Below are 15,143 nucleotides of genomic sequence, written 5' to 3'. Positions count from 1 at the left end.
CCGGGGGGCGGATGGCGGGGGGCGGTTCGCCGTCGGCGGCCGACTCCGCGCCCGCCGCGGGCGTGAGCTTCTTCGCCCGCTCCTTGCCGCCGGCGGCGTCCAGGCCCCACCAGGCGTCGATCTCGGTGACGGCACGGGTGAGGAACTCGGGCAGCACGCCCTTGCCGACGGTCACCGGGCTGGCCGCGAGCCGCTTCCGCTCCGCGCGCAGGGCCCGCTGGTCCCGCCAGGCCGCCGTGCCGTCGCCGCGCGCCTGCGCGGTGAGCGCCCCGACGGCGTGCTCACCGGCGGCACCGAACCGCCCCAACTGGTCGAGCCACGGCGTGACCTCGCCGTGGAAGGTCTCCGCGAGCAGGTCGGGCGCCTCGCGCAGGGTGCGGAACGCGGCCGACAGCCGCTCAGCCGCCTGCCGCAACCGCTGGTCATCGACGCCGCCGGGGCTGCCGGCCGATCGCGGGGCGGAGGAGTGGGCCGCCCCGGGGGCCGCGTCGCGGGCCGCCCAGAACTCGTCGATCAGCGGGCGCAGGTACGCCGACTCGGGCACGGTCTGCGAACGGTCCCGGCCCCAGCCGCCGAGCAGCGAGGACGCGTCGTTGCCGGCGAAGGCCCGCAGCGCCACCCTGGTCCGCGGGTCCTGCCCCGCGAGGTCGTCGACGGCCGCCCGCCAGGAGTGCTGGGGCCGGTACCCCTGGGGGTTCCAGGCGAAGTCGGCCGAGGTGAACAGCGCGATGCGGGACGCCGTGGGCTGGCGCATCGCATTGGCCAACAGCGCGGACGAGCCGCCCGCCACGGCCGGGTCGCGCCCGGAGTACGGGCCGAGGAAGAGCCGGTCCTGCGCGTAGTCGTTGACCGGATAGTTGTCCATGGTGACCAGCGGGTGGGCGAACGCCGTGCGGGCCTCGGCCAGCTCCTTGCCGGTGATCGTCTTGGGCACCACGCCCACCCCGGTCCAGGCCACCTCGACCTGCGGGCCCAGCGCATCAGCGAGCGCCGCGCGGAACTCCGTCGCGCCCTTTTGGAAGTACTCGGTGGGCAGCAGGGACAGCGGCTCGGCCTCCGGGTGTCGCGCGGCCAGGTGCGCGGCCAGGGCGTTGGCCACCTTCGCCTGCGCGAGGGCCGCGGCACGCGGCCCCGAGCCGAAGGCGTCGGCGTCCGAGCCGCAGTGCCACTCGCTGTAGCTCACGTCCTGGAACTGGAGTTGGAAGGAGCGCACGCCCAGCGCCCACATCGCGTCCACCTTGCGCTCCAGCGCCGTCAGGTCCTTCTCCGACGCGAAGCACATGGCCTGCCCGGGCGCCACCGCCCAACCGAGCGTCACGTGGTTGCGCCGGGCCCGCTCGGCCAGTTCCCGGAACTCGGCGCGCCGCTCGGCCGGGTACGCATCGCGCCAGCGGGCCTGCCGGAAGGTGTCGTCGCCCGGGGCGTAGAGATAGCGGTTCTGCTTGGTGCGGCCCAGGAAGTCGATCTGGTCAAGCCGCTGTCGGTGGGTCCACGGCGTCCCGTAGAAACCCTCGGTGATGCCGCGGGCGCGGGTGGCGGGCCAGTCCCGGACCAGCACGCCCGGCACCATGCGCCGGTCGCCCGCCTGTCCGGCGCCGTCGGGCAGGAGCTGACGGAGCGTCTGCACCGCGTGGAACAGGCCGTCGGGTCCGACGCCGGACAGCGCGAGGACGGCCCGGCCCTGCGCGAATCCGGTGGCCAGGCGATACCCGCCGGCGGGCAGGTCGCCGCGGGCCGGTGCGCGCAGCGCCCGCAGCGCGTCGTCCGCCGGCTGCCCGTCCGCGTACACCACCAGGGACCCCGCCGGCAGCGGGTCGCCAGGCGAGGCGTCGACCACCGTACGAGCGCCGGCCGTGCGCAGCACGGAGCGCAGCAGGTCGAGCGCGGCTGCGTCCGCGTCCGCGGCGGCGACCACCTGCACCTCGTCGGTGACCGTCACCGGCGTGCCGGCCGGCTGCATCGCGTGCGGTCGCGGCCACACCGGTGGCAGCCCGGTCGCGGAACTCTCGGGTGCCTCGGCGGCGCTCGGCGCCTCCCGCGGTCCCGGCAGCGGCGCAGCCGCGGCGCCCGGCGCGGAGCCGAGCAGCCCGCCGATGACGGCGGCGGCCACGGCGGTCGCGCCCGCAGCGGTCGTGGCCCGCGCCGCTGTCGCCCTGTTCCCCCGGAGCCGCACGGCCCCCTCCTTAACTCTCCACAACGCCACGTCCGTCTTCTGCGGCGGGCGCCGCGATCATGGCGTTACGGAGATTGTGGTGGATGCGGCCAGGACCTGGCGACGGCTGTGGATAACCAGTTGTCGGATAAACGGATAACTCCAATGGGGGTGTGGATGACGCCCCGCTGCGGACCACCTGAGTGCCCGCCCGGGCACGGCGGACGCGTCGTACGGGGATGTGCGTGGAGGGGGCGAGCCCGCCACCCGGGCAGCGGGGCGTCGGTGGCGCCGATCGATCGAGGCGCGGGGAGCTGGCCGGAGCGCCGGGATGGCGCGCCGGTGACCCGCGGGGTGGGCCAGGCGGCCGAACCCCTCCCGTAAATCCGTCGCCGTGGTGCGTGCGGCGGTCCAGATCTGACGGTCTGCGGCCTCGGTGGGCGGGAAATCATTCGCGGGGGGACGATGTGACCTGAAGCACGTTTGAGTGCGGGATACGTCTGTCCCCGCCATCTGTGGGTAGGGCTCGACGTGTCTGACTGCCCACCGACCTCAGGAGGCCCGTGTGGCCGCGTCCGTGCAAGCCCTTCCGTTTGCCCATGCCAAACAGGCAGAGCCGTCCCCTCCGGACCTCTACGAGGGCGTGTCCGACCCCGAGTCCGGACTGGACGGCTCCGGCTCCTCCGGGTTCGCCGAACAGCCCCTGACCAGCGAGCCGCCGCTGTCCGACGCGGCCCCCCTGACCAGCGAACCGCCGCTGGGCGCCGAACTTCCGCTGACCAGCGAGCCCACCGCCGCCGCCTACCCGGTCGAGCGTGCCGGCGCGGCCCCCGAGTCGCTGGCGTCCTGACGCCCACCCCGCGCGCGGACGGCCGGCGGCCCCTCGCCACCTGGGCGCCCTGCGCGCCGGCGGGCGCGGGGTGCGGCCCGGCGGCGGAGCCGCGGCGGGGCGGGTACGGCCGCGGTGGGGGTGACCCCGGGCGCGCGGTGGTGTGAGGGGTTGGGTAAATTGCTGCTGTGAGCACTAAGGCCAAGAAGAACGCCCTGCGCGCCGGTACGGTCACCGCCGGGCTGACGTTGATGATGTTGATGTCGTCCCCCGCGTTCGCGCTCACCCGCGACGACGGTGACGACCCGGGCCCGGGTCTGAGCGTCATGGAGACGCTCGGTCTCTACGTCGCCGCGCCCATCGTGTCGTTCCTCGTGATCGCCGGCCTGGTGATGGTCGGCAGCAAGAACAACAAGCTGCCTTCGAGCTGACCCGCGCCGCACCGCCAGACGCCCACCGCCTTTCGGCGTGGGCGTTTTTGGCGTACGGGTCGGCCTGCGGCCCGGCTGGCCGCCCTGGCTCCCGGCCGCATGCGTGAACCCGGGCCGCGCCGGCCCGCTCCGGACCACCTAGACCCGCTCCGGATCACCTCGGCCCGCTCCGGATCACCTAGACCCGCCCCCGGGGCGCCCGGGCCCGCCGGGGCCGCCACGGCTCCTCCGTGTGCCTGCCTCCTGCGCGTGCCTTACGTGTGCCCTACGCATGCTCTACGCGTGCGCGCCCGCGCGTGTCCTGAGCGGATCGCGGATCGCGGATCGTGGGGTGTGGGGCGTGAGGCGAACCGACGGTCGGCCCGTCGGTGACCGCTGTGGCGCGCCACACGGAGCACGCTCCGTTGCCCCGTGCGTGTGGCGTCGTACGGCCATCGAAAGCCGTCAACTTGTCGCAGTCAGCAGGCCGTTGGAGAGTTGCCGGGGGCGACGCCCCGGCGGCTGCGGTCCGCTGTCCGGCGCGCCCGGCTGGATAGCTTGCCCCCATGGCGGACTGGGACTTCAGAAGACTCCGCGTGCTGCGCACCCTCGCCGACCTGGGCACGGTGACCGCGACGGCGCAGGCTCTGTGCATGACGCCTTCGGCGGTCTCCCAGCAGCTCTCCGGGCTGGCCAAACAGTTGGACGTGCCGCTGGTCGCCGCGGACGGGCGGGGGGTGCGGCTCACCGACGCCGCGCGGCTCGTACTGCGCCATGTGGAGGACGTGTTCGCCCAGTTGGAGCGCGCGGAGTCAGAGCTCGCCGGCCACCGGCTGGGGGAGTGCGGGCAGGTGCGGGTCGGGGCGTTCGGCACCGCGATCGCGGCGCTCGTGGTGCCCGCCGTACGCCATCTGCGCCGCCGGCACCCCGGCATCACGGTACGCGTCCACCAGGCGGAGGCGGCGCACGCGTACGAGCTGTTGGCGCGCGGGGCGGTCGAGTTGGCGGTGACGCTCGCCGCGTACGCACCGCCGGCCAAGGACCCGAAGTTCACCCGGGTGCCGCTGCTCGCCGACCCGCTGGACGTCGCGCTGCCGGCCCGGCACCCGCTCGCCGCCGCGCCGCGGCTGCGCCTGGCCGACCTGGCCGACGAGGCGTGGATCTGCGCGGCCGGCGGGCCGGCGCCCGAGCCGACCACGGCCGTGTGCCAGGCGGCCGGTTTCGCGCCGGTCAGGGCGCACGCCGCCGCCGACTGGCCCGCGGTCTTCGCGCTGGTCGCGGCCGGGATGGGGGTGGCGCTGGTGCCGCGGATGGCGACCGCGGTGCCGTACGGCGGGGCCGACCCCGCGGTCGCGGTCCGGGTGCTGCACGCGGACCGGCCGCGTCGGTACGTGGTGGCGGCCGTGCGCCGCGGCGCCGAACGGGCGCCAGCGCTGGCCCGCGCCCTCGACGCGCTGCAAGCGGTCGCGGCGACCCGCCGCGCCGCACCCGAACCGGCCGCGGTGCAGGCCGCCGCGGCGCGGCCCGCGGCGGAGCCGACCGGTACGACCGCGACCGTCGGTGACGCCGGACCGAGCGCCCCACTCGGCAACGGGTAGCCCAGGGCGGGGGCCGCGGCCCGAACCACCCAGCCCCCACCACTTTCGCGCGCCTCACCAGGTCCCAGTGCCCTCCCCCTCCCCACCCTCCCCACCACATTGCCGCGCCTCACCGGGTCCCCGCGCCCCACCGCTTCCCCACACCCGGCCACGCCCCGCGCCCCCGCAATGTGCTCGCCCCTGCCACTCCCCAGCGCCCCACCCCTTCCCCGCCCCCTCCCCGCAGCGTCCCGCGATTTCCTCGCCCCGCCACTCCTCAGCGCCCCACCGCACGAACGTGCCCACCAACCCCGAAACCGGCCGTCGGGCCACCCGCACGGTCGGTGGTTCGGCCGCGTACGAGTCGCCCCGTAGTGCCGCCAGCGACGGCGCAGCAGAGTGCTCCGTAGCAGGTCAGAAGGGTGGGAGAGGGGTGCACTCGGCAGGGGGCGGGCGCGGAGTCGGAGGTTCCGGGTGGGGGTGGGTCGGCGGGTCGAGCGGGGGAGGACCGGGGGTGAGCGGCTTGGCGTTTACGGACGCTTTAACCTACGTTGTCGTAACCTACGGAACCGTAGGTCGGACACGTCCCCAGTAGTCCGCAACTCCCCGTCCCCAGGAGTCCCCGCTGTGACCACCGCCATACCCCGTCGTACCGGAAAGGCCGCGTGGAGCGACAGCCAGTTGTTGTTCGCGCTCGAAGAGGTCGTCGAGACCGAGCTCAACCGACACCTGCGCGTCGCCAAGGACTGGATGCCCCACGAGTACGTGCCCTGGAGCGACGGCCGCAACTTCGACGGCGTCATGGGCGGCGAGGCATGGGCACTCGACCAGTCGAAGGTCAGCGCGGTCGGCCGGGTGGCGCTGGTGGTGAACCTGCTCACCGAGGACAACCTGCCCAGCTACCACCACGAGATCGCCACTCTCTTCGGCCGTGACGGCGCCTGGGGCACCTGGGTGCACCGGTGGACCGCCGAGGAGGGGCGGCACGGCATCGTGATGCGGGACTACCTGCTCACCTCGCGCGCCGTGGACCCGGTGGAGCTGGAGAACTGCCGGATGTCCCACATGTCCGAGGGGTTCGAGTCCGACAACGCGCACAGCATGCTGCACTCGGTGGCGTACGTCGCGTTCCAGGAGCTGGCCACGCGGATCTCGCACCGCAACACCGGGCACCACTCGGGCGACCCGGTGTGCGACCGGATGCTGGCGCGCATCGCGACCGACGAGAACCTGCACATGGTCTTCTACCGGAACCTGCTCTCGGCGGCGTTCGAGATGGCCCCCGACCAGACCATGTGTGCCGTGCGCGACGTCGTGGTGGCCTTCCGGATGCCGGGCCACGGCATCCCCGGCTTCGAGCGGGCGGCGGCGCAGATGGCGATCGGCGGCATCTACAACCTGCGCATCCACCACGACGACGTGCTCCAGCCGGTGCTGCGCTTCCTGAAGGTGCTGGAGATCACCGGGCTCGGCCCCGAGGGGCTCCAGGCGCAGGAGGAACTCGGCCTGTTCATGGGCGGCCTCAACGACCAGGCCACCCGCTTCGACGAGCGCCGCGCCGCGCTGCTCGCCCGCCGGGCGGCCCACAGGAAGTGAACACCCGGGCCCGTCCCCCGCGGACGGGCCCGCCGGCCCCGCCGCTCCGCGACGACCTCCACCGTTCGCGACGGCAACGGCCCTCGTCTGACGGCCCTCGCCCCCTCATCGGGCGGGGGCCGCCGCGCGTACGGGCGTACGGGGCGAGCCCGCCGTACGCCCACACCACAACGCGCCCACACCAAAAAAGGGGGGCCGGCCGCCCCCCTCCCGGAGGCCCGCCCCCCGTCTTGCGCTAACGCCGTGGGCGGCGGGGGGTGCCCAACCGGCAGCGCGCCCCCCCGGGCCGGCCCCGGCCCCCCCCCCCCCCCCCCCCCCCCCCCCCACCAACCCCGGGGCCGCCCCCCCCCCCCCCCCCCCCCCCCCCCCCCCGCTTCTGCCGATCAGGCCGTGGCCTGCGGCGCTTCACATCGCGTCAGCGAGCCGCGCGGGACGGCCCGGGCCCACCAAGCCCGGGCCCAACACCAAGCCCAAGCCCAGCGCCAGCGCCCGGCCCAGCGCTCAGCTAGCCGCGTCCGCCTGCTGGGCGTGCAGCGCACGCTCCACGCCGGCGCGGTTCTCGGTGACCACGCGGCGCAGGGCCGGGGTCGGTTCGGCGCTCGCCAACCACGCGTCCGTGGCGTCCAGCGTGGCCTGCGAGATCTGGATCGTCGGGTAGAGCCCGACCGCGATCTGCTGGGCGATCTCGTGGCTGCGCCCGTCCCAGACGGACTTGACCACGGCGAAGTACTTGTCCGCGTACGGCGCGAGCAGTTCGCGCTGGTCGGTCTGGACGAAGCCGTTGATGACCGCTTCCTGCATGGCGTTCGGCAGCGTGTCCGACTCCACGACCGCGGCCCACGCCTCGGCCTTCGCCGCCTCGGTGGGGCGCGCCGCGCGGGCGCTGGCCGCGTGCTGCTCGCCGGCCGAGGTCTTGTCCCGCTCCAGCTCGGCCGCGATGGCCGCCTCGTCGGCCCGCCCGGTGGCGGCCAGCCGCAGCAGCAGCCCCCAGCGCAGGTCGGTGTCGACGGCCAGGCCGTCGATGCTCTCGCTGCCGTCCAGCAGCGCGGCCAGCAGGTCCAGGTGCGCATCGGTGCGGGCGGTCGCCGCGAACGCGCGCGCCCACGCGAGCTGGTGGTCGCTGCCGGGCTCGGCGGCCCGCAGGTGTTCGAGCGCGGCCTCGCCCCAGCGGGCCAGGCCCGCCGCGCGCCACTCCGGCGCCGCGTACAGGTCAAGGGCCAGCTTGAGCTGCCGGTGCAGCGACTGCACCACGCCGATGTCGCTCTCCTTGCCGATGCCGGAGAGCACCAGCTCCAGGTAGTCCCGGGTGGCCAGCTCGCCGTCGCGGGTCATGTCCCAGGCGGAGGCCCAGCACAGCGCGCGCGGCAGCGACTCGGCGAAGTCGCCCAGGTGCTGGGTGACCTGGCGCAGCGACTCCTCGTCCAGCCGGACCTTCGCGTACGACAGGTCGTCGTCGTTGAGCAGCACCACGGCCGGGCGCGGCTTGCCGACCAACTGCGGCACCTGCGTCAGCTCGCCGTCCACGTCCAGCTCGATCCGGCCCCAGTCCTCGCCGGCCGGGACGCCGGCGCCGCGCACCAGCTTGCCGTCCGAGTCCAGGTCGTAGGCGCCGATCGCGATCCGGTGCGGGCGCAGCGTGGACTCGCCCTTGGCGCCGGCGGGCAGCGGCGGGGCCTCCTGGCGGACGGCGAAGGAGGTGATGACGCCGTTCTCGTCGGTCTCGATCTCGGGGCGCAGCACGTTGATGCCTGCCGTCTCAAGCCACGCCTTCGACCAGGTCTTCAGGTCCCGCCCGCTGGTCTCCTCAAGGGCGCCCAGCAGGTCGGAGAGGCGCGTGTTGCCGAAGGCGTGCCGCTTGAAGTACGCCTGCACGCCGCGGAAGAACTCGTCCTGCCCGACGTAGGCGACGAGCTGCTTGAGCACGCTGGCGCCCTTGGCGTACGTGATGCCGTCGAAGTTGACCAGCACGTCGTCCAGGTCGCGGATGTCCGCCATGATCGGGTGCGTGGAGGGCAGTTGGTCCTGCCGGTACGCCCAGGTCTTCATCTGGTTGGCGAATGTGGTCCACGAGTGCGGCCACTTCGAGCCCGGGGCGTACGCCTGGCAGGCGGCCTCGGCGTAGGTGGCGAACGACTCGTTCAGCCACAGGTCGTTCCACCACTCCATGGTGACCAGGTCGCCGAACCACATGTGGGCCAGCTCGTGCAGGATGGTGGCGGCCCGCACCTCGTACGACGCGTCTGTCACCTTGGAGCGGAAGACGTACTGGTCACGGATGGTGACCGCGCCCGCGTTCTCCATCGCGCCGGCGTTGAACTCGGGCACGAAGAGCTGGTCGTACTTGGCGAACGGGTACGCGTAGTCGAACTTCTCCTCGAACCACTCGAAGCCCTGCCGGGTGACGTCGAAGATCGCGTCCGCGTCCAGGTACTCGGCGAGCGAGGGACGGCAGTAGATGCCCAGCGGCACCGAGCGCCCGTCCGTCTCGTAGCTGCTGTGCACGCTGTGGTACGGGCCGACGATCAGCGCGGTGATGTAGCTGGAGATGCGCGGCGTCGGCTCGAAGGCCCAGGTGTTGTCCTTGGGCTCGGGCGTCGGCGAGTTGGAGATGACCGTCCAGCCCTCCGGGGCCACCACGGTGAACTGGAACGTCGCCTTCAGGTCGGGCTGCTCGAAGGAGGCGAACACCCGGCGCGCGTCCGGCACCTCGAACTGGGTGTACAGGTACGCCTGCTGGTCCACCGGGTCGACGAAGCGGTGCAGCCCCTCGCCGGTGTTGGTGTACGCGCAGTCGGCGACCACCCGCAGCTCGTTGCGGCCGGCCAGCAGGTCGGGCAGGGCGATCCGGGAGTCGGCGAAGACCTCGGCAGGCTCCAGCGGGCTGCCGTTCAGCACCACCTCGTGCACCGTGGGCGCGACCAGGTCGATAAAGGAGGAGGCACCGGCCTCGGTGCTGTCGAACCGGACCGTCGTGACCGAGCGGTAGGTGCCTCCTTCCTGCGCACCGGAGAGATCGAGGTCGATCTCGTACGCGTCGACGGTGAGCAGGCGCGCCCGCTCCTGCGCCTCTTCACGGGTCAGATTCGTGCCAGGCACCTGGGCATCTCCTAACGATTTAGACGTAGTGGCCATCCTTCCACGCCGCATGTGGCCGCCTCGCGGAATATCGAGAGGGCGGCGGGGACGGGCCCCCGCGTGGCGAGGACTGCTCGCCGCGCGGTGCGGGCGGGGATCTCGCGGGGTGCGCGCGGCCGGGGCCTCACGCGGCGTGCCCGGGCGGCCGTACGGGCGGAACGCACGGGCTGGTGCACGGGGCGGTGGAGCGGCGGTGGAGCGCCTGCGGGGCGAGCCGGGGTCGCTGGCTCGCCCCGCAGGTGCCGCCCGTGAGCGGAGTGGATGTCAGGAAACGTCACATGATGTTCTGCTTGGTGTCATACCCGGCGCGGAACGCCGTGGGCGCCACACCCGGTGCGGGCCACCGTGGGCGCCACACCGAGTGCGGAACACCGCGTGCGTTACGGAATGACCTTCTTGATCTGCACGCTGCCCACGCCGGTGCTGGTGCCCGCCTTGTTGACCAGCGCCAGCTCACCGAAGAACGAGCGGCCTTCCGGGGCCGGCCCCGCCACCACGACATCGGCCTTGACCTGTGTGGACTCGCCGTTACCGAGCGTGACTCGGTTGCCGGCCTCGACCTTGATCTCACCGAGCGACGGCGCGAAGAACAGGTCCTGGTAGTCGAAGGCGGTGCTGCCCGACGGGACCGAGTAGCCGGCCACCTCGATGGTGTAGGTGCCCGCCTTCGGCGCCGCCAGCGACACCTTCTCGTTGGAGCCCGACGAGGTCGAGTCGCCCACCACCTGGCCGTCGAACACCACGGCCAGGTCCAGGTCGGACTTGGTGTCGGCGGCACCGCCGATCGCCACGTCGAGCCGGGTGGCGCCCTCGGCCACGGTCACCTCGGTGGAGTACGTCTGGCCCTGCTTGATGGTGGGCTGCTCGGTGCGCGCGGAGCCCAGCGGCCCGCCCCGCAGCTTGCCGTCCACCGGCCCGAACTCGTTGCTGACCTTCCACTCCACCGGCGTGGCCTGCCCGATCTTCGCCTCCGCGAGCTCCTGCGTCTGCGGCGCGAAGGTGCTGCCCAGCGCGTTCACCGCGAGCCGGTACGGGTTGTCCAGGTACGGCGAGGTGCGCCGCGCCTCCACCTCGATCTCCCACACGCCCGGGATCGGGTTGGCGTAGGCGCGCCGGTCCGGGCGGCAGGTGTTCGCCGGGTTGTCGTAGTGCGGGTAGCAGACGATCGACGAGGTCGAATCGGCCGGCACGCCGTACGGGTCGATCGCGATGAACCGGGTCTGGCTCTTGCCGCGCAGCCCGTCGAGCGCCACCTCAAGGGTCTTGGCGCCCTTGGGCACGGACACGAAGTACGAGGTGGGCGCGTTGCGCTGGACCGAACCCGACTCCTTGACCGAGTAGCCGGGGGCCACCTGCGGCTTCGCCACGATCACGGTGTTCAGGATCTGCTGGTCGACGCCCTCGGTGCGCCGGTCGTTGACCTCCAGGATCGCGCTGTGCGCACCCACCGCACCGGGCCTGGCCCTGACCTGCACGGTGACCGGCTTGTTCAGCGGCAGCCCCACCACGTCGCGGCCCAGCAGCCGGAACGCACCGCTGTTGGTCCGCCACCGCAGCGTGTGCCACACGGTGCCGGTCGGGCCCGAGGTGCGGGTGATGGTGAGGTCGTACGTCTTGGACTGGCCGGGCTTCAGGCCGCTCTCGCGGTCGTAGACGCCGGTGCCGAAGCCCGGGGTCTTCAGGTAGTCCGAGAGCGCGGACTTCACCGGCGCCTTCACCGTGTACGCATGTGCCTGCGCACCGCGGCGGATCGACTTCCAGGCCGCCACCACGTCCATCCGGCCGGCACCCTGCTCGTACGCCTGGACGCCCGGGATCGGGTGGGCGGTGCTGGTCAGCGCGGTGCGCAGGGTGGCGGGGGTGAGCTTGACGCCCTGCTGCTTGGCGGCCGAGAGCAGCAGCGCCGAGGCGCCGGCGGCCTGCGGGGAGGCCATCGAGGTGCCCTGGAGCATGCTGTAGCCGACCGGCAGTTCGTACCCGGCCTCCTTGACCGGGCCGCCGGGTATCCAGGTCTGGGTGGTGTTGATCGAGGCGCCCGGGGCGACCACGGTCGGGGTGAAGCCGCCGTCCTCGCGCGGGCCGCGCGAGGAGAACGGGAAGAGCGCGTACTTCCGCTTCACCTCGGAGCCGTAGTTGGCGGCCCAGGTCTCCTTCGAGACGCCGGCGCCCACGCTGATCACCTTGTCGGCCAGCGACGGGTCACCGATGGTGTTGACGCCCGGGCCGCTGTTGCCGGCCGAGATGACGAGCTGCACGCCGTAGGTGTCGATGAGCCGGGTGTACAGCTCGGAGCGGGCGTTGTTGCCGTCGTTCAGCGGCGGCAGGCCACCGATCGACATGTTGACGATGTCCACGCCACGCTTGGTGACCAGGTCGATCATGCCCTCGGTCAGCGCCACGTTGGTGCAGCCGCCGCCCCAACTGCACGCCCGCGAGGAGACGATCTTGGCACCGGGCGCGGCACCGTTCATCCGGCCGCCGAACAGCTTGTTGGCCGCGGTGATGCCCGCGACGTGGGTGCCGTGCTCGGACTCGATGATGCCGACGTTGACGAAGTCGGCCTTCTTGCCGACGTTGGAGCCGCCCAGCGGGTCGAGCGGCACGTCCTTGCGGATCTCGACGACGAACGGCGAGCGCTCGGCGACCGGCGTCTTCGGGTCGTCGGTGCCGAAGTAGCCGACCTGGTACCCGTCCCGGTACGGCTTCATCGCCACGTCGTCGGTGAAGTCACCGTTGTCGTTCAGATCGACCCGTACGGTGCCCGCCGCCGCGTCGTACAGCAGCGCCCAACTGTCGGTGGTGTCGCCGTCCCGGTTGACGTCGCCGTGGTAGTCGCTGCCGTCCGGACCGCCGTCGGTGATCTTCTCCGCGAACCGGCTGACCCGGTACGTGCCGTCGGGGGCGGTGTAGGTGCGGCCCTGGTAGGAGAAGGCCGGGCCGGAGACCGTGGTGGTCATCGGGCGCCAGGTGCCGTCCTCGTCGGTGATCGGGTCGGTGGCCGTCACCCAGTCCACGATCTTGCGCTCGCCGGTGGTGGTCTTCTGCAACGCGGGGTGCGCCAGGTCCACGCCGGAGTCCAGCACGCCGATGGTCACGCCGCGCCCGTCGGCCCGCGGGTTCTTGGCGACGAAGTCGACGGCGCCGGTCTCGAACGCGGGCTGGTACGGGTTCTTCGCCGGGGTGTGCTTGCCGGGGGCCGGGTAGTGGCCGGACTTCCCGGCGGAGGCGCCGCGCACCGAGTCGCCGCCGGGCGTCGGGTCGGGCAGCCGGATGTCGTGCTTGAGGTCGATGCCGTGCACGTCGGCCAGTTGCTTGGCGCGGTCGATGGCCTGGTCGGCCCGGCCGATGGGGACGGTGGCCCGGACGTAGCCGAGCTTGTCGTAGGTGCGGCCCACGGAGGCGCCCTCGACCGCGTCCAGTGCGCCGGCCACCCGCTCCGTCGAGCCCGGGGCGGCGGCCACCATCATCGTGATCGTCTTGTCGCCCTCGGCCTTGGCCTCGGCGAGCAGCTTGGCGTCGGCGGCGCCGAGCTTGTCCTTGGCGGGCTTGGCGGGGTCCGCCTGGCCGGCCTTGGCGGCGTCGGTGAGCGGGGTGCCGGCGGGCCCGTCGGCCAGTGCCGGGGTCGCGCCGGCCGCGGAGAGCGCCGCTACCAGACCGGCCGCGAGCACGATGCGGGCCGTGCGTCTCTTACCGGACTTTCCCCGGGATATGTCAACAGGTGATCGGAACATGGGCATCCTTATTCGGAATACGGTGCCAACAGACCGTTCACTGTTGTGGAGACGCGCGTACTTGGGGAGAGCCGCCCAGGCCAGTTGTTCCGATTGGCACATTCCCGCCACGCGCGAGAAGCGACGAACCATGCGGAATGCCGTGGAGGGCGCGGCGCCGGATGTGGAGGGTGATCGTCGCCGCAGCGCGCGTGGCCGCCGCCCGGCCGGGGCGCCTGCGTGGCCGTACGGGTGCGCGGACGGGGTGTGGTGGGGCGGCCGGCTGTCCGGGGTGGGTGTGTCGGGGGCGGGCGCGGGGTCCGGGCCGCACGTGCAGCCGCCCCACGGGGGGGCGGCGGGGGGGCGGAGCGGGCGGTGGGATCGTCGGCTGTGGCCCGTGTGGTCGGGGTGGCCCGCGCGGCCCGTCTGGACCGGGCGGCCCGCGCGGCCCGTCTGGACCGGGCAGCCGGTGCGCCCGCGCGGCCCGTGTGACCAGCGTGGCCCAGGTGGCCAGGGTGATTGGGTGCGGCCTGAGCTGTCCCTGCGGGGCCCGGCGCGGGGAGCCGTACGCGACGATGCGCCGGGTTCGGCGGGGATGGCCGTCCGCGCCCCGGTACGGGACCTGGCGCAAGCGGTCGTACGCGACAACGCACCGGGCTCAGCGCGGGCAGCCGGACTGGGAACCAGTATCAGCCCCGTGCAAGCAGCCGTACGCGGCCACGCACCGGGCCCGCCGCGGGCCGCCCCACTCGATCCGGTACCAGCCCCGACACCTGCCCCGGTACCAGCCCGGGCGCAAGCAGCCGTACCCCACCCCGCACCGGACGCGGCGGGCTTCCGCCGGTCGTGGTGGGGTCGTGGCCGCCGCTAGGCCAGGGGTGGGGCGGCGGGTCTCACACCCGTAGGTGGTCCACCGGTTGGCGGGTGTGCGCCTCGATGTCCTCGGCGGCGTGGTGCACCAACTGGTGGCTGAGGTCGGAGAACGCCCGCGCGGCGGCCAGCTCGTCGCCGATCGCGGGCACGTGCGCATCGGTCGCCTTGCGTATCGCCGTGCCGTGACCGACCAGCGAGCCGCTGTTCTCGCCGCGCAGCCTGGCCTCGGCGGTCACCTCGCGGCCGACCTCGGTGATGGTGATTTCCGCGTTCCACTTCTTTGTGCCAGTCACGGTGGGCTCCTCACACGCGGCGCGTCGCTCGTACCCACTTCACATGCTGGCACCGGCCCCGCCGCCGCGCACCCGGGGCCGGCCGGGAGCGCCGCCGTCCCCCGGCCCGGGCGCCGTGCGTGGCCCGGCCGCCTTCCCCTCGTTGGTGAACACGTGGTGACCAGTTCCATGCCGGTTCCATGCCGGCCGGCGAGCGGTCAGTGGCCGTGCCCCGGGGTGGTGATCCACGTGCGGAGATGGGCGTCGCACGTTGCCGCCGCGTTCACGCACCGGCCACTCCCGCTGCCAAACATCCCCAGTGACGGCAGTGGTCAGCACACGTCCAGGGCCGCTTCCAGATCCCGCCTCCGCGCACCGACTCGGGGAGATCGCGCATGTCCCGTATCGCCCGGTCCCGTATCCGCTCCGCCGCGTCGTCGGCCACCTCGGCCGTCGCCGCCGTCAACCGGCGCGCCCTGCTCGCCGCCGCCGGTGGCACCGGCGCCGCCGTCGGTTTAAACAAAACGCGCCCCCCCGCCGGCCGCCGAGGGGGGGTGGGGGGGGGGGGGGGGGGAAAAAAAGGGGGGGG

General features: G+C 73.4%; 9 protein-coding genes and 1 pseudogene. 4 read left to right on the top strand and 6 right to left on the bottom strand.

The window, feature by feature from the left end; genetic code table 11:
• On the bottom strand, positions 1-2,173 hold a 2,173-nt coding region (locus tag AAHZ94_RS13385), incomplete at its 3' end, for a beta-N-acetylglucosaminidase domain-containing protein (protein WP_349993074.1).
• Between the two features lie 544 nt (positions 2,174-2,717).
• Between AAHZ94_RS13385 and AAHZ94_RS13380 the strand changes: the two genes are divergently transcribed.
• The 4 genes from AAHZ94_RS13380 to AAHZ94_RS13365 all read left to right on the top strand — a co-directional run bounded on the left by AAHZ94_RS13380 (position 2,718) and on the right by AAHZ94_RS13365 (position 6,564).
• A complete protein-coding gene (locus AAHZ94_RS13380) occupies positions 2,718-3,002 on the top strand; it encodes a hypothetical protein (RefSeq protein ID WP_349993073.1) in 285 nt (94 codons plus the stop codon).
• A 167-nt stretch (positions 3,003-3,169) separates the two neighbouring features.
• Positions 3,170-3,412 carry a hypothetical protein gene (locus AAHZ94_RS13375; RefSeq protein WP_349993072.1) on the top strand — a complete coding sequence of 81 codons (243 nt, stop codon included), beginning with the start codon at positions 3,170-3,172 and terminating at the stop codon, positions 3,410-3,412.
• Between the two features lie 545 nt (positions 3,413-3,957).
• Positions 3,958-4,989 (top strand): LysR family transcriptional regulator, encoded by a 1,032-nt coding sequence (locus AAHZ94_RS13370; RefSeq protein WP_349993071.1) that lies wholly within the window; start codon positions 3,958-3,960, stop codon positions 4,987-4,989.
• A gap of 606 nt (positions 4,990-5,595) precedes the next feature.
• Positions 5,596-6,564, top strand: a complete 969-nt coding sequence (locus AAHZ94_RS13365) for an acyl-ACP desaturase (protein ID WP_349993070.1) — start codon at positions 5,596-5,598, stop codon at positions 6,562-6,564.
• 235 nt (positions 6,565-6,799) lie between these two features.
• On the opposite strand, the gene AAHZ94_RS13360 is transcribed toward AAHZ94_RS13365, so the two are convergent.
• The 5 genes and pseudogenes from AAHZ94_RS13360 to AAHZ94_RS13340 form a co-directional block, all read right to left on the bottom strand.
• Complete coding sequence (locus AAHZ94_RS13360) at positions 6,800-6,973, bottom strand: hypothetical protein (RefSeq protein WP_349993069.1); 174 nt, start codon at positions 6,971-6,973, stop codon at positions 6,800-6,802.
• A 92-nt stretch (positions 6,974-7,065) separates the two neighbouring features.
• Complete coding sequence (pepN, locus tag AAHZ94_RS13355) at positions 7,066-9,660, bottom strand: aminopeptidase N (RefSeq protein WP_349993068.1); 2,595 nt, start codon at positions 9,658-9,660, stop codon at positions 7,066-7,068.
• 419 nt (positions 9,661-10,079) lie between these two features.
• Positions 10,080-13,436 (bottom strand): S8 family serine peptidase, encoded by a 3,357-nt coding sequence (locus AAHZ94_RS13350; protein WP_502964661.1) that lies wholly within the window; start codon positions 13,434-13,436, stop codon positions 10,080-10,082.
• A gap of 866 nt (positions 13,437-14,302) precedes the next feature.
• Positions 14,303-14,575: a dsRBD fold-containing protein gene (locus AAHZ94_RS13345; RefSeq protein ID WP_349993066.1), complete on the bottom strand. Its 273-nt coding sequence runs from the start codon at positions 14,573-14,575 to the stop codon at positions 14,303-14,305.
• A gap of 262 nt (positions 14,576-14,837) precedes the next feature.
• Positions 14,838-15,143 (bottom strand): annotated as a pseudogene (locus AAHZ94_RS13340) (hypothetical protein); the annotation flags it as partial.

Origin of the sequence: Streptomyces sp. HSW2009, from assembly GCF_040240285.1 — a bacterium.
In the GTDB taxonomy this organism is placed as follows: domain Bacteria; phylum Actinomycetota; class Actinomycetes; order Streptomycetales; family Streptomycetaceae; genus Streptomyces.
Note: the sequence above shows the minus strand (reverse complement) of the source record. Positions and strands in the feature narration are given on the sequence as shown.

What these genes read in the sequence shown, in the direction of transcription:
- AAHZ94_RS13370 (WP_349993071.1), top strand. Translation starts at nt 3,958, where the DNA reads ATGGCGGACTGGGACTTCAGAAGACTCCGCGTGCTGCGCACCCTCGCC.
- AAHZ94_RS13350 (WP_502964661.1), bottom strand. Translation starts at nt 13,436, where the DNA reads ATGCCCATGTTCCGATCACCTGTTGACATATCCCGGGGAAAGTCCGGT.